Genomic DNA, 21899 nt, shown 5'->3' on the forward strand with positions numbered 1-21899 from the left:
CTTACCCGGCCTGCGTTTTGCCTGTCAGCGCTGCGCTTCGCCGCCGAGGCCTTCCACCAGGTTCTGAATCAGCGCCGCCAGCTCGCCGGTCATCAGGATAAAGTCTGCGTCAAAGCGCTGAGCATAATCTTCGCGGTCGATATCTTCGTTCTGATCGCGCAGTTCATCGCAGAACTTAAGGCGCTTCACGGAGCCGTCATCACACATCACAAACTGAATGCGCTGCTGCCAGTCGAGTGCCAGTTTGGTCACCACTTTGCCCGCTTCAATGTGCACGGCGATTTCGTCGCTCACCAGATCCTGTTTCTTCGCGCGGATCACGCCGCCATCTTCCAGCAGCGCTTTCAGCTCTGCTTCATCAAGGATCTGGAAGCCCTGCGCGGCAGTCCCGCTGCGCACCCACTCGGTCAGGGTCAGCTCAATCGGCGTTTCCAGCGCCAGCGGTACCACCGGTAATGAGCCAAGGCTCTTACGCAGCAGCGCCAGCGTATCTTCCGCTTTTTTGGCGCTGGCGCAGTCCACCATGATCAGCCCGTTAACAGTGTCGATCCACATCATGGTCTGGCTAAAGCGGCTAAAAGCGCGCGGCAGCAGCGAGTGCAGCACTTCATCCTTCAGCGAATCTTTTTCGGTTTTTTTAAGCTTACGGCCCTGTTCAGCTTCCAGCTTGAAGATCTTCGCTTCGAGCGCCTGCTTAACCACGGGCGTCGGCAGGATCTTCTCTTCTTTACGGGCGCAAACGATGATTTGCCCCGTGCTGCTGGCGTGGGTCAGCGCATCGCTTTGAGAACCCATTGGCGGAACCCAGCCGGTTTTTGCCATATCCTGGCTACCGCAAGGGGTAAAGGAGTAAGCGGCTAACTGTTTTTCCATCTCTTCTGCACGCAGCGAAACGTCGCGGCTGAGACGGTAAACCATCAAATTTTTGAACCACAGCATGATAATTTCCACGGCCTTGTCGTTAAATCAGCGGGCATGATAACGAATTGTCGCATCGCTTGCATTGCTAATCGGGAAGCGGGCTTCTACTCTGTTGATAATCAAAATAATGAGGAGTGTCTTGTGCGTATTGGGATTGATTTGGGCGGCACCAAAACAGAAGTTATTGCGCTGAGCGAGCAGGGGGAGCAACTGTTTCGCCACCGTCTGCCTACGCCGCGCGATGATTATCACCAGACCATAGAGACGATTGCCCGCCTGGTCGATATGGCAGAGCAGGCAACGGGCGAGACGGGCACGGTCGGGATGGGGATCCCTGGCTCCATTTCGCCCTATACCGGCGTGGTGAAAAACGCCAACTCCACCTGGCTCAACGGTCAGCCGTTTGATAAAGACTTAAGCCAGCGCCTGAACCGGGAAGTGCGTCTGGCGAATGATGCCAACTGCCTGGCGGTGTCTGAGGCCGTGGATGGCGCAGCGGCTGGCGCGCAGACCGTATTTGCGGTCATTATCGGCACCGGCTGCGGAGCGGGCGTGGCTATCGGCGGGCGTTCGCATATTGGCGGCAACGGCACCGCGGGCGAGTGGGGGCACAATCCGCTGCCGTGGATGGACGAAGATGAACTCAAATACCGCGCCGAAGTGCCGTGCTACTGCGGCAAGCAGGGCTGTATTGAGACCTTTATCTCCGGCACGGGGTTTGCCACCGATTATCATCGTCTGAGCGGTCAGCCGCTGAAAGGTAACGAGATTATGCGTCTGGTTGAGGAGCAGGATCCGGTTGCTGAACTGGCGCTAAGCCGCTACGAAATGCGGCTGGCTAAGTCGCTGGCGCATGTGATCAATATCCTCGATCCGGACGTGATTGTGCTGGGCGGCGGCATGAGCAACGTTGACCGGCTGTACGCCACGGTGCCAACGCTGGTGAAACAGTGGGTATTTGGCGGCGAGTGCGAAACGCCGATCCGCAAAGCCGTCCACGGAGATTCCAGCGGAGTGCGCGGCGCGGCGTGGCTCTGGCCGGAATAAACGCAAAACCGTTTTTGATGTTTGTGCCCTCTCCCCGTGGGAGAGGGCCAGGATGAGGGCACCAGAGCGCATCATCCCCCCATTTACTGCACCGCAAACTCCCTGTCCAGCCTGCTATATCCCAGCCCGTTGATCTTCTTCACTTTGATCTGCACCGGAATGCGCTCTTTCATTGCCTCTACGTGGCTGATCACGCCAATGGTTTTCCCGGTGGCGTTCAGCGCGTCGAGCGCGTCCAGCGCGGTGTCCAGCGTTTCGCTGTCGAGCGTGCCGAATCCTTCATCCAGGAACAGCGAGTCAATGCGCGTTTTGTGACTGACCAGATCGGAAAGCGCTAAAGCCAGCGCCAGACTGACCAGGAAACTCTCCCCGCCGGAAAGGGTACGGGTATCGCGTACCGCATCGGCCTGCCAGGTATCGACCACTTCCAGCTCCAGCGCGTCGCTGGCTTTACGCTGAAGCAGATAGCGGCCATGCAGACGGTTGAGCTGCTGGTTGGCAAGCCACACCAGATTATCCAGCGTCAGCCCCTGGGCGAATTTACGGAATTTATCGCCGGTGCTGGAGCCTATCAGCGCGTTGAGATAGCCCCAGTCGTCGGCCTGACGCGCCGCCTCCTCAATCTGCTGCATAAGCGCCTGCTGGTGCAGACGGTTATCGGCGTCCTGTTTGAGCTGCTGGCGGATCTCCCCCTGATGCGTGGTGTTGTCCCGAAGCTGTTGCGCCAGCTGGTGTAACTGCGCCTGAAGCGTTGCGGCATCGGTTTCCAGCCCCTCGGGGCGCTGTGCCTGATGCGCCTGAAGCTGCTGGCTTGCCTGCATCGAAAGCGCCGTGGCCTGCTGGAGCTGGTTTTCCAGCGTCTGCTTTTGTTGTTCAAGCTGGTGGATCGACGTTTCATCCAGCAGGGCGGAGAGAAATGCGTCCCGATCGGCAAAGCAGCTCGCGGTCAGCGCGGCGTTGAACTGAGCCTGTGATTGCTGGAGCCGTTCACGCTCAAGCGTCTCCTGTTGCTGTAGGGTGGTGAGCTGACTTTGCAGCGACACGCATTCGTCGTGGATGCCGCGCCAGTTCTCAGGGATAACCGCGTCGGCTTCTGCATCATTGGTAACCGGCAGCGTTTCCAGAATGGGCATCAGGGCGTTAATACCTTCCTGAATCGTACCGTGCTGGGCCTGTTTTTCCTGCCACAGGGTATATTCGCTTTCGCGCGCGCTCAGCCAGGCGCTTTCAGCCCCTTCATCGGGCACGCTAAGCGACAGCGATTGTAACGAGGCCGCCAGCGCCTGACGCGTCGCCGTCAGCTGCTGCTGGTACTGGCGCGCCTGACCTTCCTGTTCATTGAGCTGGTTTTGCAGCGTCAGACGCTGGCTGAGCTGATACAGCTGGCGTTCATACTGTTCCTGTTCGCTCATCCAGGGGGCTATATCATCCTGAATATTCAGCGCTATGTTCAGGGAGGCGCAGACCTCCAGCCACTCCTTAGTAAGTGCTTGCTCTTCCTCAGAGAGAGCCTGTGCTTCCTCTGTCTCGCGCTGGATCTGTTGGGTCAGCGCATTCACCTGCCCGAGCACCAGCAATCCTTCCTCTTTTAGCGCGGCAACCTCTTTCTCCAGCGCGTCGCGGCGGCGCTGATTGTCAGTCAGTTCAAGCGCCTGATACTGCACAACTGCCGGGTGTTCGCGTGAACCGCAGAGCGGGCAAGGCTTACCCGCTTCGAGCTGTGCACGATAGTTCTCAAGATCCTTGATTGTCGCCTCACGCTCACAGAGCGCTTTCAGGTCGGCATAGTGCTGATTTTTCTCTTTGAACTGCTGACGCCGCAGGATCAGCGTTTCATTGAACTTAGCCTGCTCAGCCTGCGCTTTCTGCACGCTTTCCGCATTCTGGCGCAGTCGTTTTTGCAGCGGCTGATAGCGAGCGTGAAGCGCTGTCAGACGCTGGCGGAGCGCCCGCGACTGTGCCTGTTGCTCCATTGCCGTCGCGAGATCCTCAGCCGTCAGCGTCAACCTACTTTCAGGCATCTCAGCCAGCTTCTGACGAAGCTCAGCCATGCGCGCTGACTGGGCAACAAGCTGATTTTTATCGCGACCCAGTTGCGTAAAATGCGCCCGCCAGCCGGCAATTTCCTGCCCCCACTGACGGAAACGATCGTGTTCGGTCAGCCACTGCGTCAGTACCTTGTGCTCTGTCTGCAACTGTTCACGGTTGCGCAGCGCACCGTTGCGAATACGCGAGCGCTGCACCGCTCTGTCGAGTAAGCGAGTATTTACTTCAACAATTCGCTCTGTTGTCTGCGCCAGGCGGGTGGTCTGCTCCTGCTGATACTCCCATAGCGGACGTAGCTGGGCGGCGGGCTGCGCCAGCTTGAGCTTCGCCAGTTGGGGCGCGGCGTCCGTCAGAGCCTGTTGCGCCTGCTGCTGCGAAGCGGCTGCACGCTGCTGCTCACGTATCAGTTCGTCGTTACGCGTAAGCCACTGAAAATCTTTCTGTTGGCTTTGCTGCTGTGCCAGCAGGACTTTTTCTTCGTCAGTAAGTGCCTGCAAACTTTGCTGCAAGTGCTGCTGCTGTTCCTCGCTCAGCAGCACAACCCCTGCGGCCTGCGCTTCGCACATCTCCAGCGCGTTACGTGCCGCTTTGTGTTTTTCAAAAACCATGGCGGAAATCTGGCCGTAAATTTCCGTGCCGGTCAGTTCCTCCAGCAGCTCTGCGCGATCGCTCGGTTTAGCATTCAGGAAGGCGGCAAACTGCCCCTGAGAGAGCAACATCGAACGGGTAAAGCGACCATAGTCCAGCCCGGTAAGCGTGGCGGTTTGTTCCAGCTTATCCGTGACTTTGTCGGCCAGAATTTTGCCGTCTTCGCAGCGGGCCAGCTCAACGCGCGGTGCCTGTAAGTTCCCGTCCGGCTGGTTGCGGGCGCGGTTCTGGCTCCAGAAAGCGCGATAAGCAACGCCTTTGACCTCAAATTCCACTTCTGCCAGGCATTCGGCGGTATCGCGCGTCATCAGGTCGTTTTGCGCCTGAGAGACCTTATTAAGACGCGGCGTTTCGTGGTAAAGCGCCAGGCAGATGGCATCCAGCAGCGTGGTTTTACCCGCGCCGGTTGCGCCGGTGATGGCAAACAGTCCGTTGCTGGCGAACGGCTCCGCGGTGAAATCAATTTTCCACTCACCCTTTAGCGAATTCAGATTTTTCAGGCGCAGGCTCAGAATTTTCATGCGTTTTCGTCCTCGTCATGGAGGGAATGCAGGGTCTGGGCAAACAGCTCGTTAAGCCTGGTGCGTCTGGCCTCGTCCACCTCTTCATGCGCAAGCCGCCGCGCGAACACCTCTTCAACCCGAAGTTCGCTAAGCGTTTCACGCTGGGCGTTGAGCAGTATTTTCTCGCGCTGCTCGCGGCTGCGGCGTACCAGCAGCACCTCCACGGGAAGGTCTTCCGTCAGCGTCTGTATTTTACGCTGCATATCGTACAGGTAGTCGTCGGTGGTGATTTCGATATCGAGCCAGACGGGGGGATTAAGCGCTGCGCCGCGCCACTGCTCAAGCTGAGCGGTAATGGCGGCCAGATCGCCTTTCAGCACCGCCAGCGGCTGGGTGACCGGCACCTCAAGCGTCTCAACGGCGCTGAGTTTGCCTCCGGTGAAGCTCACCAGATGCACGGATTTGGCTTTGCCCGTTTCGTCAAAACTGAGCGAAATGGGCGAGCCGCAGTAGCGGATATGCTCGCAGCCGCCGATGATCTGCGCCCGGTGAATATGCCCGAGGGCAATGTAGTCGGCGGGGGGGAAGTTTTGCGCCGGAAACGCGTCCAGCGTACCGATATAGATCTCGCGCACCGCATCACTCTTACTGGCTCCGACGGTGGTGAGGTGCCCGGTGGCAATGATCGGAATGGCCTGATCGCCGCGCAGGGCGCAGGCTTCCGTATGTTGCTGGTGATAATAGCGGGTGATGGCCTGCAACAGATGCTGCTGTTTTTCGCTGCCGGACAGACCTGCCTGGCTTTGCACGATATCGCGCGGGCGTAAAAACGGAATTGGGCACAGCACTGCGCCCGGCGTGCCGTCGCGTTTTTTCAGGATCTGCGGCGCGTGTCCGGCGCTGGCCACCACGGTGGTATTGAGGAACGCCAGAATATCGCGGGATTCATTCAGCGTCGCCACCGAGTCATGGTTTCCGGCGACAATCACAAGGTGACAACCGGTTTGCTGGAGGTTGACCACAAAACGGTTGTGCAGCTCACGCGCATAGCTCGGCGGCGATCCGGTATCAAAAATGTCGCCCGCCACAATAATCGCGTCCACCTCGTGAGCCTGAGCCGTCTCCAGCAGCCAGTTCAGGAACGCTTCATGTTCCGCGGCGCGGCTTTTGCTGTAAAAATTTTGACCCAGGTGCCAGTCTGAGGTGTGAAGTATGCGCATAAAAGATCCGTGGCAATAATAAGAAAGCAGGATTATAAACGTTCGGGGAACGGAAAATAACCGCTGTAATAAAACAACAGTTTGCTATTTATAGTGGTAATGTTTTTCATAAATCTGTCATAAATCTGACGCATAATGACGCCGCATTACAGACTTGTAACTTAAATACGATAAGACAGGGCAAAGTATGGCGAGACGTATTCTGGTCGTAGAAGATGAAGCTCCGATCCGTGAAATGGTGTGCTTCGTGCTTGAACAAAATGGCTTCCAGCCGGTTGAAGCGGAAGATTATGACAGCGCGGTGAACCAGCTGAATGAACCCTGGCCCGATCTGATCCTGCTGGACTGGATGCTGCCTGGCGGTTCCGGATTGCAGTTTATCAAGCATATCAAACGCGAGGCGATGACCCGCGATATCCCGGTGGTAATGCTGACGGCGCGCGGCGAGGAAGAGGATCGCGTGCGCGGTCTGGAAACCGGCGCGGACGATTACATCACTAAACCGTTCTCCCCGAAAGAGCTGGTGGCGCGTATCAAAGCCGTGATGCGCCGTATTTCACCGATGGCGGTGGAAGAGGTGATTGAGATGCAGGGGCTGAGCCTGGATCCTACCTCACACCGGGTCATGACCGGTGAAAATCCCCTCGATATGGGACCGACCGAATTTAAACTCCTGCACTTCTTTATGACCCACCCGGAGCGCGTTTACAGCCGCGAACAGTTGCTGAATAACGTCTGGGGAACTAACGTCTATGTCGAAGACCGAACGGTTGACGTCCATATTCGCCGCCTGCGTAAAGCACTGGAACTGAGCGGCCACGATCGCATGGTACAGACGGTCCGCGGCACGGGTTATCGTTTCTCGACCCGTTTCTGAACAATGACAGGAGTGTGACGCGTGCTGGAACGTCTGTCATGGAAAAGGCTCGTCTTTGAACTGATCTTATGTTGTATTCCGGCCCTCATTCTGGGGGCTATCTTTGGCTATCTGCCGTGGTTTTTACTGGTGGCCGTGACGGGATTGCTCGTCTGGCATTTCTGGAATTTACTGCGTCTCTCCTGGTGGCTGTGGGTCGACAGAAGTATGACACCCCCGCCGGGAAGCGGGAGCTGGGAACCGCTACTCTACGGCCTGCACCAGATGCAGATGCGTAACAAAAAGCGCCGTCGTGAGCTGGGAAGCCTGATCAAACGCTTTCGTAGCGGTGCGGAGTCGCTGCCGGACGCGGTGATCCTGACGACAGAAGAAGGGACAATCTTCTGGTGTAATGGCCTCGCGCAACAGCTGCTGGGCCTGCGCTGGCCGGATGATAATGGTCAGAACATCCTGAACCTTCTGCGTTATCCCGAGTTCACGCTGTATCTGAAAAAGCGGGATTTTTCGCGCCCGCACAATCTGAAGCTCAATAACGGTCGCCATCTGGAAATCCGCGTGATGCCCTACAGCGATCGGCAGTGGCTGATGGTAGCGCGGGACGTTACCCAGATGCACCAGCTTGAGGGCGCGAGACGTAACTTCTTTGCCAACGTTAGCCACGAGCTGCGTACGCCGTTGACGGTGCTTCAGGGCTACCTGGAGATGATGCAGGAGCAAACGCTTGAGGGGGCGCCGCGTGAGAAAGCACTGCATACCATGCGGGAGCAGACGTTCCGCATGGAAGGGCTGGTCAAACAGCTGCTGACGCTTTCAAAGATTGAGGCTGCCCCGTCGCTGGCGCTAAACGACATCATTGATGTGCCGATGATGTTGCGGGTGGTGGAGCGCGAAGCCCAAACGCTGAGTCATAATCAGCACACCCTGAGTTTTGACGTTGATAACACGCTGAAAGTGCTCGGCAGTGAAGATGAGCTGCGAAGCGCTATCTCAAACCTGGTCTATAACGCCGTGAATCATACCCCGAAAGGGACGCATATCGCGGTGAGCTGGCAGCATACCCCGGCGGGCGCTGAGTTTAGCGTCGAGGACAACGGGCCGGGGATCGGGCCCGAGCACCTCCCGCGTCTCACCGAACGATTCTACCGGGTGGATAAGGCGCGCTCGCGGCAGACCGGCGGGAGCGGACTGGGACTGGCAATTGTGAAGCATGCCGTCAGCCATCACGAAAGCCGGCTCAATATCGAAAGCACCTTGGGTAAGGGCACGCGCTTTAGCTTCGTGATTCCGGAACGATTAATTGCCAAAAAAAGCGCCTGACGGCAGATGTGTCAGGCTACCTTTCCACGGGCCAGCGATTGCTGGCCCGTTTGCTTTGCAGTCAAGCGAAACGCGGATGAATATTATACGGCTGGTGCTTTTTTGTTCGCATGATTAGCCATGAGTTTTTCTTATACATGGCATATTATTTTGGTCTGAATTTTCATGCTGGCATATTGTTCTGGTTTTACGATCCCTTCTTGCCTTTAAACGTTATAAGCGTTTAAATTGCCCCCCATATACTGTCAGACCGACTGTATTTGCGTGGTAAATCGAAAAACTATTCTTCGCCACGCCAGGACGGGAGCATATCCCGCTGAAATTGAGCAAATTTTCCGCTGTATCGTCCCGTGAGGGATGGCGAAAATCTCAACGTATTCAACACCACATCCACAGGCAGTAAGGTTTTATGACCCATCACTTGAAATCGCGTGACATTATCGCGCTGGGCTTTATGACATTTGCGCTGTTCGTTGGCGCAGGTAACATCATTTTTCCTCCAATGGTTGGCTTACAGGCGGGTGAACACGTCTGGACGGCTGCGTTTGGCTTCCTGCTTACTGCCGTGGGCCTGCCGGTACTGACCGTTATCGCGCTGGCGAAAGTCGGTGGCGGTGTGGACAGCCTCAGCACCCCGATTGGCAAAGTGGCTGGCGTTCTGCTGGCAACCGTCTGCTATCTGGCCGTTGGCCCGCTGTTCGCGACCCCACGTACGGCGACCGTCTCCTTTGAAGTGGGTATCGCCCCGCTGACCGGTGACGGCGCGATGCCGCTGTTTATTTACAGCCTCATTTACTTCGCCATCGTGATTCTGGTTTCTCTCTATCCCGGCAAACTGCTGGATACCGTGGGTAACTTCCTGGCTCCGCTGAAAATTGTGGCGCTGATCGTGCTGGCGGTTGCGGCCATCGTCTGGCCTGCGGGGCCCATCAGCTCCGCGATGGACGCTTATCAGAACGCGGCGTTCTCAAACGGTTTCGTGAACGGCTATCTGACAATGGATACGCTCGGTGCGATGGTGTTTGGTATCGTTATCGTTAACGCCGCGCGTTCCCGCGGGGTGACCGAAGCGCGCCTGCTGACTCGCTACACCATCTGGGCTGGCCTGATGGCCGGTGTCGGCCTGACGCTGTTGTATCTGGCGCTGTTCCGTCTGGGTTCAGATAGCGCAACGCTGGTCGATCAGAGCGCAAACGGCGCGGCGATCCTGCATGCTTACGTGCAGCATACCTTTGGTGGTGCAGGCAGCATGCTGCTGGCGGCGCTGATTTTCCTGGCCTGTCTGGTGACGGCGGTGGGTCTGACCTGCGCCTGCGCGGAGTTCTTCGCTCAGTATCTGCCGCTCTCTTACCGCACGCTGGTGTTTATCCTTGGCATCTTCTCCATGGCGGTGTCAAACCTCGGTCTGAGCCACCTGATTCAGGTGTCAATTCCGGTGCTGACGGCGATCTATCCGCCATGTATCGTGCTGGTGGTGCTGAGCTTCACCCGCCCGTGGTGGCATAACTCGACGCGAATTATTGCGCCGGCCATGTTTATCAGCCTGATTTTTGGTATCCTTGACGGGATCAAAGCATCAGCATTTGCAGAAATCCTGCCAGCCTGGACACAGCGTCTGCCGCTGTCCGAGCAGGGCCTGGCCTGGCTGATGCCTTCCGTTGTAGCGCTGGTTCTGGCGATTATCTGGGACCGTGCGGCAGGGCGTCAGGTGACATCCAACGCCCATTAATCAACGGCAACAAATTGTTTAACCACGGGGCTTAAGGCCCCGTGGTTTTTTGTTTTTTTCGTGTTGAATGGCAAGATTTTAATGGAAAGCACTAACAAACTTAAACGTGGATTGAGCACCCGCCACATCCGCTTTATGGCGCTGGGCTCGGCTATCGGCACCGGTCTTTTTTATGGCTCGGCAGATGCCATCAAAATGGCCGGTCCAAGCGTTCTGCTGGCCTACATCATCGGCGGCGTGGCGGCCTATATCATCATGCGTGCGCTGGGGGAGATGTCGGTTCACAACCCGTCTGCCAGTTCCTTCTCCCGCTACGCACAAGAAAACTTAGGCCCGCTGGCCGGGTTTATCACCGGCTGGACCTACTGCTTCGAAATCCTGATTGTCGCCATTGCCGATGTGACGGCGTTTGGCATCTATATGGGGGTCTGGTTCCCCGCCGTGCCGCACTGGATCTGGGTACTGAGCGTGGTGCTGATCATCTGCGCCGTTAACCTGATGAGCGTGAAGGTGTTTGGCGAGCTGGAGTTCTGGTTCTCCTTCTTCAAGGTCGCGACCATTATCATCATGATCCTCGCCGGTTTCGGCATCATCATCTGGGGTATCGGCAACGGTGGGCAGCCAACCGGCATCCATAACCTGTGGAGCAACGGCGGCTTCTTCAGCAACGGCTGGCTCGGGATGGTCATGTCGCTCCAGATGGTCATGTTCGCCTATGGCGGTATTGAGATTATCGGCATCACCGCCGGGGAAGCGAAAGATCCGGAGAAGTCCATTCCGCGCGCCATCAACTCGGTGCCGATGCGTATCCTGGTGTTCTACGTGGGCACGTTGTTTGTGATTATGTCCATCTACCCGTGGAACCAGGTGGGCACCAACGGCAGCCCGTTTGTCCTGACTTTCCAGCATATGGGCATTGCGTTTGCCGCCAGCATTCTCAACTTTGTGGTACTGACCGCCTCGCTGTCGGCCATCAACAGTGACGTCTTCGGCGTGGGTCGTATGCTGCACGGCATGGCGGAGCAGGGCAGTGCGCCGAAGGTGTTTGCCAAAACATCGCGTCGCGGCACCCCGTGGGTAACGGTGCTGGTCATGACCGTGGCGCTGCTGTTCTCGGTTTACCTGAATTACATCATGCCGGAGAACGTCTTCCTGGTGATTGCGTCACTGGCGACCTTTGCGACGGTGTGGGTGTGGATCATGATCCTGCTGTCGCAGATTGCGTTCCGTCGCCGCCTGTCGCCAGAAGAGGCCAAAGCGCTGAAGTTTAAAGTGCCGGGCGGCGTGCCAACGACCATTGTCGGTCTCATCTTCCTGGTCTTCATCATTGGCCTGATTGGTTATCACCCGGATACCCGTATTTCCCTGTACGTGGGCTTCGCGTGGATCGTCCTGCTGCTGGTGGGCTGGATGTTTAAATGTCGCCGCGATCGTCAGCTGGCGGAAGCACAGTAAGGTAAAAATGCCGGGTGGCGCTGCGCTTACCCGGCCTACACTCCCTTTTGCCCTGGAAAAAATCTCCTCCTCCGTTCTCCTCCCCCAATAATCCCGAACACGATGAGCTATCTTTAATCACCCTGTGGCAAGGTGACGTCAATTTCATCAAAGGGGATTCGTGATGTTAAACGCCTGGCACCTTCCGGTTGCCCCATTTGTTAAGCAAAACAAAGACAACCTTGTGATTACGCTCTGGCTGGCAGGGGACAATCAGCCTGAACGTGTGACCCTGCGCGCCGAAGTGGATAACGAAGAAACGTCGCTGAAAATGCACAAAGTGCGCAGCCAGCCGCAGCCGGGCGTCACGGCGTGGCGGGCAAATATCGATTTGCGCAGCGGGCAGCCGCGTCGCCGCTACGGCTTCAAGCTGCTGTGGAACAACCGGCAGCTGTGGTTTACCCCGCAGGGCTTCAGCCGTTTTCCTCCGGCCCGGCTGGAGCAGTTTGCCGTGGATCACCCGGATAACGGCCCGCAGTGGGTTAACGATCAGGTCTTTTACCAGATTTTCCCGGACCGCTTTGCGCGCAGCGAAAAGCGCAACGCCGATCAGGACAAGGTTTATTACCATCATGCGGTCGGTCACGACATTATTCTGAAAAAATGGGACGAGCCGCTGACCGCCCAGGCGGGGGGATCGACCTTTTACGGCGGCGATCTCGACGGTATCAGCGAAAAACTGCCGTACCTGAAAACGCTCGGCGTGACGGCGCTGTACCTGAACCCGGTGTTTAAAGCGCCAAGCGTGCACAAATACGATACGCAGGATTATCGCCACGTTGACGAGCAGTTTGGCGGTGACGAGGCGCTGCTGCGGCTGCGGCACAACACGCAAAAAGAGGGTATGCGCCTGATCCTTGATGGCGTGTTCAATCACAGCGGTGATTCTCACGCGTGGTTTGACCGTCATAATCAGTCGATGAGCGGCGCATGCCATAATCCAGACTCACCGCAGCGTGACTGGTACAGTTTTGATGAGAATGGCCGCGCCCTGGACTGGCTGGGCTACCCGAGCCTGCCGAAGCTCGATTTCCAGTCGCCATCGCTGGTGAATGAGATCTACGGCGACGACGACAGCATCGTGCGCCACTGGCTGAAAGCGCCGTGGAACATGGACGGCTGGCGGCTGGACGTGGTGCATATGCTGGGTGAATCAGGCGGGGCGCGGAATAACCTTCAACATGTCGCCGCCATTACCCGGTCGGCAAAAGCGGCCCGGTCGGAAGCGTTCGTCTTCGGGGAACACTTTGGCGACGCGCGTCAGTGGTTGCAGGCTGATGCAGAAGACGCGGCGATGAACTATCGCGGCTTCACCTTCCCGCTGTGGGGTTTCCTCGCTAACACCGATATCTCTTACGATCCGCAGGATATCGACGCCGAAACCTGCATGGCGTGGATGGAAAACTATCGCGCTGGCCTGTCGCATCAGCAGCAGCTGCGGATGTTTAACCAGCTCGACAGCCATGATACCGCGCGCTTTAAATCATTGCTGGGTAAAGATGTGGCGCGTCTGCCGCTGGCGGTGACCTGGCTCTTTACCTGGCCGGGCGTACCCTGCATCTACTATGGCGATGAAGTGGGGCTGGAGGGGAATAACGATCCGTTCTGCCGTAAAACCTTCCCGTGGGAGAGTGAAAAACAGGATCAGGATCTGTTCAGCCTGTACCAGCGTATGGCGACGCTGCGCAGGCAGAGTCAGGCCCTGCGCTACGGGGGCTGCCAGGTGATGTACGCCCACGATAACGTAGTGGTCTTTGTCCGCGTCTATAACCAGCAGCGCGTGCTGGTGGCGATCAACCGGGGCGAGGCGTGTGAAGTGGTGCTGGAAGATTCACCGCTGCTGGCCGGTAAAACGTGGAAGATCAAAGAGGGTAAAGCGACGTTCCAGGAGAGCGTGCTCACGCTGCCCGCGATCTCCGCTGCGGTCTGGTTCGGCAGCTAAGCGCAGGCAGAATAGTTTTCACCTTTTAAGATGGCGCAAATGCAACGATTTGTGTCAATCTTAGCGGATCGTTTACGGTGAAGGTGGAAACATGGACGAGCTTTACATCCTTGGCTGTTTGTTCCTGGTTTTTGCGCTGGTCGTGGCACCCGTGCTCGCGGTGATAGGCTTTAACCGAAGCACGGCGGCGCGGCAGGAGATCGCCCGGCTTCGCCAGCGCATTGAGGCGCTTGAGCAGCGCGGTGTCGCTGAGAAAGCGCCGGAGCCGGTGCAGACCGCCGCGCCGGTGGAGACGCCAGCGTCGGTGGCAGAAGCCGTTACCGCACCTGTCGATCCCTGGCGTCCCGAACCGCCCGTCACTGAAGCAGAACCAGCGCTTGTACCGGCGGCAAAACGGCCTTACACCTTTGGCGGCATCCTGTCCTCGCTGACGCGCTGGTTTATGCAGGGCAATCCGCTGGCAAAACTGGGGATTGTACTGCTCTTCCTCGGCCTCTCTTTCCTGCTGCGCTATACCGTTGAACATTCACTGTTTCCGCTTGAGCTGCGTCTTGCCGCCACGGCGCTGTTTGCCATGGTTCTGCTGGCCGTTGGATGGCGGCTGCGGCACAGGCAGCGGATCTACGCGCTGATCCTCCAGGGCGGGGCGACCGGCGTGCTTTATCTAACCGTCTTTGGCGCATTCCGGCTGTGGCAAATGCTGCCGATGACGCTGGCGTTTGCGCTGCTGGTGGTGATTTGCGCGGCGAGCGTCGGGCTGGCCGTGCTGCAAAAGGCGCTGAGCCTTGCCATGCTGGCGAGCCTCGGCGGATACCTTGCGCCGCTGCTGTTGTCTACCGGAGGCGGCAGCTTTGTGGCGCTGTTCTCCTTCTATCTCCTGTTATCCATCGGCATTCTCGTCATCAGCATCTGGCAGCACTGGCGCGAGCTCAACCTGCTCGGGTTGCTCTTTACGTTTGGCGTTGGCGGGGTGTGGGGGCTGAGCGACTACCAGCCGGAAGACTATGTTATTTGTCAGCTGTTCCTGATTGCCAATACGCTTATTTTTGGCGTGTTTAGCGTGGCGCTGTCGCTGCGGGCGCAGGAAAAAGGCAAACAGATTATTGACGGCGCACTGCTGTTTGCTCCGCCGCTGATTGGTTTTGGGATGCAGTATGGCATGACGTCTCACTGGACGTACGGCCCGGCGCTCAGTGCGCTGGGCTATGGTGCGTTTTATCTCTCACTGGCGTTTCTCGCACTGCGACGCTATCCGTCTGTCGGGCGGCCACTGATTATGGCGGCGCTGGCGATCGGCGGCGGGTTTGCCACGCTTGCCATTCCGCTGGCGCTTTCAGCGCGCTGGACGGCGATGGCCTGGGCGCTGGAAGGGCTGGGTATTCTCTGGCTGGGCGTGCAACAGCAGCAGCGGCGCATGAGCTATAGCGGGACGGCGCTGCTGGTGCTGGCGCTCGGCAGCGCGATATGGGCGCAAATGGACGGCGTCACCTCGTTGAGCCTGCTGCTTATTTTCGCAGTGCTCAGTCTTTGCTGGCTGGCTGCGGCCTGGCTGTGGCAGAAAATCGCGCAGCCGGGCAGTTGGGCATTGCTGGCCGGTGGGCTGCTGTTCTGGTTAGTGGCGCAGCTGGGCGCATCTCAGCTGTTCCTGAAGCAGGAGTTATCGGTTCTGGCAGGCGTGCTGGCGCTGACGGCGGCGTCGGCCTGGGGATGGCGGCAGGCCGCCGCTCGTCTGGCGTGGCGGGAGCTGGATGCCAGCAAATGGCTGCTGTGGCCGGTGATGCTGCTGATGGTGCTGTATCAGATCTGGCAACAGCAAATCCTGGCGGCCAGCTGGGCAAATCTGGCCTGGGCTATTGCGCTGCCTGCCGCCCTGATGCTGCTGCGGTGCGACGAAGATAAACTTCTGCCGCGCATCTCAATGGGGCTGCATCTGTCGCTGGTGTGGATGATTTTACTCGCCATAGCCGCCGAGCTTTACTGGTTTGCCCGCTCCCTGCCGTGGGGCATGGCGGCCTGGGGAAGCGGCATTGCGATGGCTGTTGGCGGTGGGGTGATTATGGCGCTCTCCGCGGCCGTGCGGCGTCGCGGGTGGCCGTTCCGGGTATGGCCTGCGCTCTACGCCTGCCTTGCCGCGATCCCTGTGGTTGTGGCGCTGGTGGTATTGCTGGTCGTGACCAATTTGCAGGACGGTGTGGTCTATCGACAGACATGGCTGCCGCTGGTGAACCCGCTTGAGGAAGGGGCGGCGTTCGCGCTGCTGGGGCTGGTGGTGTTTTATCGGGAAGTGGATCGCTACTATCCGGCATCGCTTGCGCAGTCCCGTCCGTGGCCCGCCGTTGTGCTGATGGCCCTGGGTTTCTGGTGGCTTAACGGCGCATTGCTGCGCGCGCTGGCGTGGTACGGCGAGGTGGCCTGGAATATGGAGTCGTTGTGGCATTCGCGGCTTATCCAGACCACCTTTGCCCTGTTCTGGATGTTGTGCGCGCTGGTGGTCATGATCCGCGCCACCCGTCACGCCTCCCGTCAGCAGTGGCTTGGCGGTGCGGCGCTACTGGGGGTGGTCATGCTCAAACTGATGCTGGTGGACAGCGCGGGCGGTGGCGGCCTGGCGCGCGCCGTCGCGTTTATTGGCGTGGCGATCCTGGTCCTGATTGTGGGCTATTTCTCGCCGCTACCGCCTAAAGCAGGAGAAGAAAAATGAAATGGATGAACGCGGTTGTTTGTGCGGCACTGCTGGCCGTGGCCGGTCCGGCATTCTGCGAGGGCGCGCCAGCGGAATCCCCGCGGGATTATGCCTATGGCCTGTCCCTTGATACCTCTGCCTCTTCGCCGTGGTATCGGGTCATGCTGCCGCTGGCGGTTTATCAGCAGAGCACATCGCCCGATCTGCGCGACGTGCGCGTGTTTAATCAGTCGGGCGAGCCGGTACCGTTCAGCCTGGTTACCACGATGCGTCCGCAGCCGGCACCGACCACCACGGCGCTGCGCCTCTTTGCGCTTAACGCCTCGCCGGGCGGAGAAGAGGACAGCGGCGATAAAATTATGCTACGGGCCAGAAACGGCGTGGAAATTGTGCTGGAAGGGCAACACGCGGCGGCTGCCGGACAGCACTATCTGCTGACCCTGCCGGAAAACGCGACGGAGGTTCCGCTCTCTCAGCTCCAGCTTTTCTGGGACACGCCGCAGGGCTCGTGGCAGGGGACGGCATCGGTCTATTACAGCGAGGATCTGAAAAACTGGTATACCCTGCGCGAAGAGATGCCCCTGCTGGACGTGATGAGTGGACAGGATCGCCTGAAGCTCGACCGCATCGATACCGATCTGGTGTTATCGCCTGAGGCGAATCGTTATCTGCTGCTGGTGCTGAACACGGGGCGTTCTGCCCTGACGTTAACCGGCGTCAACGCGATTAACGCGACTGAACAGCCGGAATCTGAGCACATTAGCCTGGCGGGAGAGGGGGAGCGGTTATCCGAAAGCGAAGCCGTGTGGCGCTGGAAACATCCGCAGCCTCTGAGTGCGATCGGCTTCATGCTGAATGGCGACGGTGTTCTCCCGGCAGAAATAGCCTGGCGGGAGGCGGATAAGGATCGGTGGCATACGCTGAAAAAAGAGGTGATCTACCAGCTCGGCGGCAAAACGTCTGAACCTGTTCCGCTCCCTGGCGGGCTGGTCGAGGCGGTAAAAATCAAGACCCTCAATGCGCGTTTGCCTGAGAACCTGCCTGGCGTGACCGGGCAACGCGTGCGCTACGATCTGGTGTTTAACGCGCAGGGGAAGGGGCCGTACCTGCTCGCGTGGGGGAACGGGGCTGCGAAACCGGCGAGCGTGGAGACGGATATGCTGATCCCGACCGAACTGCGTAAAACCTACGATCTGGCAGCCCTGCCGATGGCGGATACGCTGGAACCTGTCCCGCTGGGTGGCGAGGCGCGTTTAACCGCGACGTCTGCGGCTGAGCAGGAAAGCAGAATGAAAACGCTGATGGTCTGGGGCGTACTGATTGCGGGGGTGATGGTGCTTGCGGGTATGGCATGGCGCATCTGGCGCGAGGTAAAAAAAGACGGCGCAGCATAAGCCATAAAAAAACCCGCGTATTCGCGGGTTTTTTGGTAAACCGTGCCGATTACAGGCTGGATACGTTCTCAGACAGGTATTTAGCTACGCCGTCTGGGGAAGCCGCCATACCTTCTTTACCTTTTTCCCACTGAGCCGGGCACACTTCACCATGCTCTTCGTGGAACTGGAGCGCGTCAACCATGCGCAGCATTTCGTCGATGTTACGACCCAGCGGCAGATCGTTCACAACCTGGTGACGAACGATGCCGTTCGCGTCGATCAGGAAAGAACCACGTAGTGCAACGCCAGCGTCCGGATGTTCGATACCGTAAGCCTGCTGGATTTCGCGTTTGATGTCCGCAACCATCGCGTATTTCACTGCACCGATGCCGCCGTTTTCGACAGGGGTGTTACGCCATGCGTTGTGTACAAATTCAGAGTCGAAGGAGACGCCAACCACTTCCACGCCACGCTTCTGGAATTCTTCGTAACGTTTGTCGAACGCGATCAGCTCAGACGGGCAAACGAAAGTGAAGTCCATTGGCCAGAAGAACAGAACGGTCGCTTTACCGTTGGTGTGCTGTTTGAAGTTGAAGTTTTCAACGATTTCACCATTGCCCAGAACGGCGGCAGCTGTAAAATCCGGAGCCGGACGAGTTACCAGAACCATATGATTCTCCTGTAGATACTAAGGTTATTTGGAACGCAACGCGGGCCAGTATAGAGGCAGTACGGGAATAAGACAAAGAGGTGGTAACAATCGTTCCACCAGCTTTTACCTATCAATCGAACCGACTTCACAGTTCTTTATTTTTCGCCTGCGTCATCATACGCGGGTAGAACTGCCAGAAGCGGGTTTCCAGCGCATCATAATGTCCATCCAGGTCATGCCATGAGTCGCGCAGCGCGTCCAGACGCGGTCGACGGCTCGCCATGCCGTTCAGGACGTTCTGAATGAAATCCATCTCGCGGTATCGCTCCAGCCAGCGTTCAGACCAGAGATAGTTATTCAGATTCACAAAGCGCGGCGGGGAGTCCGGCAAAATGATCGACACCTGCGCGTGGGCGTAGCGCACAAACTCAGGCAGCGACATATCAGGCGACAGCCGGGACCAGTGGCGCGACAGGAAATGATCCCACATGACGTCGAGCGTGATCGGCGCCACGCGTCGGGTTTCGGGGCGGAACCAGGCTTTGGCTTCCGTCACTTCCGGCAGGTTATCGGTCAGCACGTCGATGCGGCGGTGCATAAAAATCCCGTCGACAACCTCCGGGGAAAAGTCTTCCGCGGGGTTGCCGCGTACAAAATCGGCCAGCAAATTGCCGGAGAGGGAGCTGTCCGCGAGATGAGCGAGATGCAGGTGAGCGAGAAAATTCATGCGTTTTCGTTGTCCGGTGGCGGCTAGTTGTTGCAGCAAAAGGGTGTGAGCACTAGACTATGCCGCCTGTTTTTAAGTCACGAGTATACGTCATGCGCGTCGCCGATTTCTCCTTTGAACTACCTGAATCCCTGATTGCTCACTATCCCATGCCTGAGCGTAGCAGCTGTCGCTTGCTGTCACTGGACGGGCCAACGGGCGCGCTGACGCACGGTACTTTCACCGATCTTCTCGACAAGCTCAACCCTGGCGATCTGCTGGTCTTTAACAATACCCGCGTGATCCCGGCGCGTCTGTTTGGCCGTAAAGCCAGCGGCGGTAAGATTGAGGTGCTGGTCGAACGTATGCTCGATGATAAACGTATTCTGGCACATATTCGCGCCTCCAAAGCGCCGAAGCCGGGCGCTGAACTGCTGCTGGGGGATGACGAGAGCATCAAAGCGACCATGACCGCGCGTCACGACGCGCTATTTGAAGTGGAATTCAACGACGAGCGCACGGTGCTCGACATCCTCAACGCCATCGGCCACATGCCGCTGCCGCCGTATATTGAGCGCCCGGACGAAGAGGCCGACCGCGAGCTGTATCAGACCGTCTACAGCCAGAAGCCTGGCGCGGTGGCGGCGCCAACGGCGGGCCTGCACTTTGATGAGCCGCTGCTGGAGAAACTGCGCGCGAAGGGCGTAGAGATGGCGTTCGTGACGCTGCACGTTGGTGCAGGCACCTTCCAGCCGGTGCGCGTGGACAGCATCGAAGACCACATCATGCACTCTGAGTATGCCGAAGTGCCACAGGAGGTTGTGGATGCGGTGCTGGCGGCGAAAGCGCGCGGTAATCGCGTCGTGGCCGTCGGTACAACGTCGGTACGTTCCCTTGAGAGCGCTGCGCAGGCCGCGAAAAGCGAGCTGATTGAGCCGTTCTTTGGCGATACGCAGATCTTTATCTACCCGGGCTATCAGTACAAAGTCATTGATGCGCTGGTGACCAACTTCCATCTGCCTGAATCGACGCTGATTATGCTGGTTTCCGCGTTTGCGGGGTATCAGCATACGATGAACGCCTACAAGTCTGCGGTAGAACAAAAATATCGCTTTTTTAGCTACGGTGACGCGATGTTTATCACGTACAATCCGCAGGCTTTGAATGAGCGTGTCGGGGAATAAGTCCGCGGCACCGTATTACAACGTTGGACTGTTTTTCTGACGTCGGAGAAAAAATGAAATTTGAACTCGATACCACCGATGGCCGCGCGCGTCGCGGTCGTCTGGTGTTTGATCGCGGCGTGGTAGAAACCCCCGCGTTTATGCCTGTGGGCACGTACGGCACCGTAAAAGGAATGACGCCGGAAGAAGTTGAAGCCACTGGCGCACAGATTATCCTCGGCAACACCTTCCACCTGTGGCTGCGTCCGGGCCAGGAGATTATGAAGCTCCACGGCGACCTGCACGATTTCATGCAGTGGAAAGGCCCGATCCTCACCGACTCCGGCGGTTTCCAGGTCTTCAGCCTGGGCGATATCCGTAAGATCACTGAGCAGGGCGTACACTTCCGTAACCCGATCAACGGCGATCCAATCTTCCTCGATCCGGAAAAGTCTATGGAGATTCAGTACGATCTCGGCTCCGATATCGTAATGATCTTCGACGAATGTACGCCATACCCGGCGGACTGGGACTACGCCAAGCGTTCCATGGAGATGTCCCTGCGTTGGGCGAAGCGTAGCCGCGACCGTTTTGACGCCCTGCAAAACAAAAATGCGCTGTTCGGCATTATTCAGGGCAGCGTTTACGAAGATTTACGCGATATCTCGGTTAAAGGTCTGGTAGAGATAGGCTTTGATGGCTACGCTGTCGGCGGTTTGGCTGTGGGTGAGCCGAAGGAAGACATGCACCGCATTCTGGAGCATGTCTGCCCGCAAATCCCGGCGGATAAACCACGATACCTGATGGGTGTGGGTAAACCAGAAGATCTGGTGGAAGGCGTACGTCGCGGCATTGATATGTTCGACTGCGTTATGCCAACCCGAAACGCGCGTAACGGTCATCTGTTCGTTACCGATGGCGTGGTGAAAATCCGTAACGCGAAGCATAAGAGTGACACCAGCCCGCTCGATTCCGAGTGCGATTGCTATACCTGTCGCAATTATTCTCGCGCGTATCTGCATCATCTCGATCGTTGCAACGAGATTTTGGGGGCGCGTCTCAATACCATTCATAATCTTCGTTATTATCAGCGCTTAATGGCTGGTTTACGTAAGGCTATCGAAGAGGGTAAATTAGAGAGCTTCGTGACCGATTTCTACCAACGTCAGGGGCGGGATGTTCCACCGTTGAACGTTGATTAATTTTAATAATGAGGGAATTTGAATGAGCTTTTTTATTTCTGATGCGGTAGCAGCAACGGGTGCACCAGCGCAGGGCAGCCCGATGTCTCTGATTCTGATGCTGGTTGTGTTCGGTCTGATCTTCTACTTCATGATCCTGCGTCCACAGCAGAAGCGTACTAAAGAGCACAAAAACCTGATGAACTCCATCGCGAAGGGCGATGAAGTCCTGACCAATGGTGGTCTGGTGGGTCGCGTAACCAAAGTAGCGGAAAACGGCTACATTGCTATCGCCCTCAACGACACCACTGAAGTGGTTATCAAACGTGACTTCGTAGCTGCCGTTCTGCCGAAAGGCACCATGAAGGCGCTGTAATCCCAACTTTTCCCAAAG

Annotated in this window: 16 protein-coding genes; 11 read left to right on the forward strand and 5 right to left on the reverse strand. The window is 57.6% G+C overall.

Going from position 1 to position 21899, the window contains the following annotated elements; genetic code table 11:
- Positions 1-24 precede the first annotated feature (24 nt).
- The gene (gene rdgC, locus O1721_RS08545; protein WP_006809928.1) at positions 25-939 is read right to left on the reverse strand and encodes a recombination-associated protein RdgC; all 915 of its coding nucleotides are present in this window, start codon (positions 937-939) and stop codon (positions 25-27) included.
- A gap of 123 nt (positions 940-1062) precedes the next feature.
- Between rdgC and mak the strand changes: the two genes are divergently transcribed.
- Positions 1063-1968, forward strand: a complete 906-nt coding sequence (mak, locus tag O1721_RS08550; RefSeq protein WP_032647392.1) for a fructokinase — start codon at positions 1063-1065, stop codon at positions 1966-1968.
- An 83-nt stretch (positions 1969-2051) separates the two neighbouring features.
- Here mak and sbcC read toward each other — a convergent pair whose 3' ends face one another.
- A complete protein-coding gene (gene sbcC, locus O1721_RS08555; protein ID WP_032647395.1) occupies positions 2052-5183 on the reverse strand; it encodes an exonuclease subunit SbcC in 3132 nt (1043 codons plus the stop codon).
- Positions 5180-6385 carry an exonuclease subunit SbcD gene (gene sbcD / locus O1721_RS08560; protein WP_032647397.1) on the reverse strand — a complete coding sequence of 402 codons (1206 nt, stop codon included), beginning with the start codon at positions 6383-6385 and terminating at the stop codon, positions 5180-5182. The genes sbcC and sbcD overlap by 4 nt, the downstream gene beginning before the upstream one ends.
- A 187-nt stretch (positions 6386-6572) precedes the next feature.
- Here sbcD and phoB point away from each other — a divergent pair, with 187 nt between their 5' ends.
- From phoB to O1721_RS08595, 7 genes are all read left to right on the forward strand, one after another.
- Entirely contained in the window at positions 6573-7262 is a 690-nt protein-coding gene (gene phoB / locus O1721_RS08565; RefSeq protein ID WP_003859122.1) for a phosphate response regulator transcription factor PhoB, read from the forward strand.
- A 21-nt stretch (positions 7263-7283) separates the two neighbouring features.
- Complete coding sequence (gene phoR / locus O1721_RS08570; protein ID WP_032647398.1) at positions 7284-8579, forward strand: phosphate regulon sensor histidine kinase PhoR; 1296 nt, start codon at positions 7284-7286, stop codon at positions 8577-8579.
- 409 nt (positions 8580-8988) lie between these two features.
- Positions 8989-10308 carry a branched-chain amino acid transporter carrier protein BrnQ gene (brnQ, locus tag O1721_RS08575; protein ID WP_003859118.1) on the forward strand — a complete coding sequence of 440 codons (1320 nt, stop codon included), beginning with the start codon at positions 8989-8991 and terminating at the stop codon, positions 10306-10308.
- An 81-nt stretch (positions 10309-10389) separates the two neighbouring features.
- Complete coding sequence (gene proY, locus O1721_RS08580; RefSeq protein WP_017383160.1) at positions 10390-11763, forward strand: proline-specific permease ProY; 1374 nt, start codon at positions 10390-10392, stop codon at positions 11761-11763.
- A gap of 163 nt (positions 11764-11926) precedes the next feature.
- Positions 11927-13744: a maltodextrin glucosidase gene (gene malZ / locus O1721_RS08585; protein WP_032647400.1), complete on the forward strand. Its 1818-nt coding sequence runs from the start codon at positions 11927-11929 to the stop codon at positions 13742-13744.
- A gap of 91 nt (positions 13745-13835) precedes the next feature.
- Positions 13836-16445 (forward strand): DUF2339 domain-containing protein, encoded by a 2610-nt coding sequence (locus O1721_RS08590; protein WP_032647402.1) that lies wholly within the window; start codon positions 13836-13838, stop codon positions 16443-16445.
- The gene (locus tag O1721_RS08595) at positions 16442-17821 is read left to right on the forward strand and encodes a DUF3999 domain-containing protein (protein ID WP_032647403.1); all 1380 of its coding nucleotides are present in this window, start codon (positions 16442-16444) and stop codon (positions 17819-17821) included. The genes O1721_RS08590 and O1721_RS08595 overlap by 4 nt, the downstream gene beginning before the upstream one ends.
- 49 nt (positions 17822-17870) lie before the next feature.
- On the opposite strand, the gene O1721_RS08600 is transcribed toward O1721_RS08595, so the two are convergent.
- Both O1721_RS08600 and acpH read right to left on the reverse strand, forming a co-directional pair.
- A complete protein-coding gene (locus tag O1721_RS08600) occupies positions 17871-18473 on the reverse strand; it encodes a peroxiredoxin C (RefSeq protein ID WP_003859113.1) in 603 nt (200 codons plus the stop codon).
- A gap of 127 nt (positions 18474-18600) precedes the next feature.
- Positions 18601-19182 (reverse strand): ACP phosphodiesterase, encoded by a 582-nt coding sequence (gene acpH, locus O1721_RS08605; protein WP_479953759.1) that lies wholly within the window; start codon positions 19180-19182, stop codon positions 18601-18603.
- 92 nt (positions 19183-19274) lie between these two features.
- Between acpH and queA the strand changes: the two genes are divergently transcribed.
- Genes queA through yajC form a run of 3 tightly spaced genes read left to right on the forward strand, consistent with a single transcriptional unit; the run spans position 19275 to position 21881 of the window.
- A complete protein-coding gene (gene queA, locus O1721_RS08610; protein WP_017694427.1) occupies positions 19275-20345 on the forward strand; it encodes a tRNA preQ1(34) S-adenosylmethionine ribosyltransferase-isomerase QueA in 1071 nt (356 codons plus the stop codon).
- 53 nt (positions 20346-20398) lie between these two features.
- Entirely contained in the window at positions 20399-21526 is a 1128-nt protein-coding gene (gene tgt, locus O1721_RS08615; protein WP_015571303.1) for a tRNA guanosine(34) transglycosylase Tgt, read from the forward strand.
- A gap of 22 nt (positions 21527-21548) precedes the next feature.
- A complete protein-coding gene (gene yajC / locus O1721_RS08620) occupies positions 21549-21881 on the forward strand; it encodes a preprotein translocase subunit YajC (protein WP_003859109.1) in 333 nt (110 codons plus the stop codon).
- Positions 21882-21899 lie beyond the last annotated feature (18 nt).

This window comes from Enterobacter cloacae complex sp. HYC033_NIDB (assembly GCF_056673335.1).

Excerpts from the sequence above, each read along its gene's own strand:
- rdgC (WP_006809928.1), bottom strand. The coding sequence starts at position 939 with ATGCTGTGGTTCAAAAATTTGATGGTTTACCGTCTCAGCCGCGACGTT.
- sbcC (WP_032647395.1), bottom strand. The coding sequence starts at position 5,183 with ATGAAAATTCTGAGCCTGCGCCTGAAAAATCTGAATTCGCTAAAGGGT.
- sbcD (WP_032647397.1), bottom strand. The coding sequence starts at position 6,385 with ATGCGCATACTTCACACCTCAGACTGGCACCTGGGTCAAAATTTTTAC.
- phoB (WP_003859122.1), top strand. The coding sequence starts at position 6,573 with ATGGCGAGACGTATTCTGGTCGTAGAAGATGAAGCTCCGATCCGTGAA.
- brnQ (WP_003859118.1), top strand. The coding sequence starts at position 8,989 with ATGACCCATCACTTGAAATCGCGTGACATTATCGCGCTGGGCTTTATG.
- proY (WP_017383160.1), top strand. The coding sequence starts at position 10,390 with ATGGAAAGCACTAACAAACTTAAACGTGGATTGAGCACCCGCCACATC.
- malZ (WP_032647400.1), top strand. The coding sequence starts at position 11,927 with ATGTTAAACGCCTGGCACCTTCCGGTTGCCCCATTTGTTAAGCAAAAC.
- O1721_RS08590 (WP_032647402.1), top strand. The coding sequence starts at position 13,836 with ATGGACGAGCTTTACATCCTTGGCTGTTTGTTCCTGGTTTTTGCGCTG.
- O1721_RS08595 (WP_032647403.1), top strand. The coding sequence starts at position 16,442 with ATGAAATGGATGAACGCGGTTGTTTGTGCGGCACTGCTGGCCGTGGCC.
- O1721_RS08600 (WP_003859113.1), bottom strand. The coding sequence starts at position 18,473 with ATGGTTCTGGTAACTCGTCCGGCTCCGGATTTTACAGCTGCCGCCGTT.
- acpH (WP_479953759.1), bottom strand. The coding sequence starts at position 19,182 with ATGAATTTTCTCGCTCACCTGCATCTCGCTCATCTCGCGGACAGCTCC.
- queA (WP_017694427.1), top strand. The coding sequence starts at position 19,275 with ATGCGCGTCGCCGATTTCTCCTTTGAACTACCTGAATCCCTGATTGCT.
- tgt (WP_015571303.1), top strand. The coding sequence starts at position 20,399 with ATGAAATTTGAACTCGATACCACCGATGGCCGCGCGCGTCGCGGTCGT.
- yajC (WP_003859109.1), top strand. The coding sequence starts at position 21,549 with ATGAGCTTTTTTATTTCTGATGCGGTAGCAGCAACGGGTGCACCAGCG.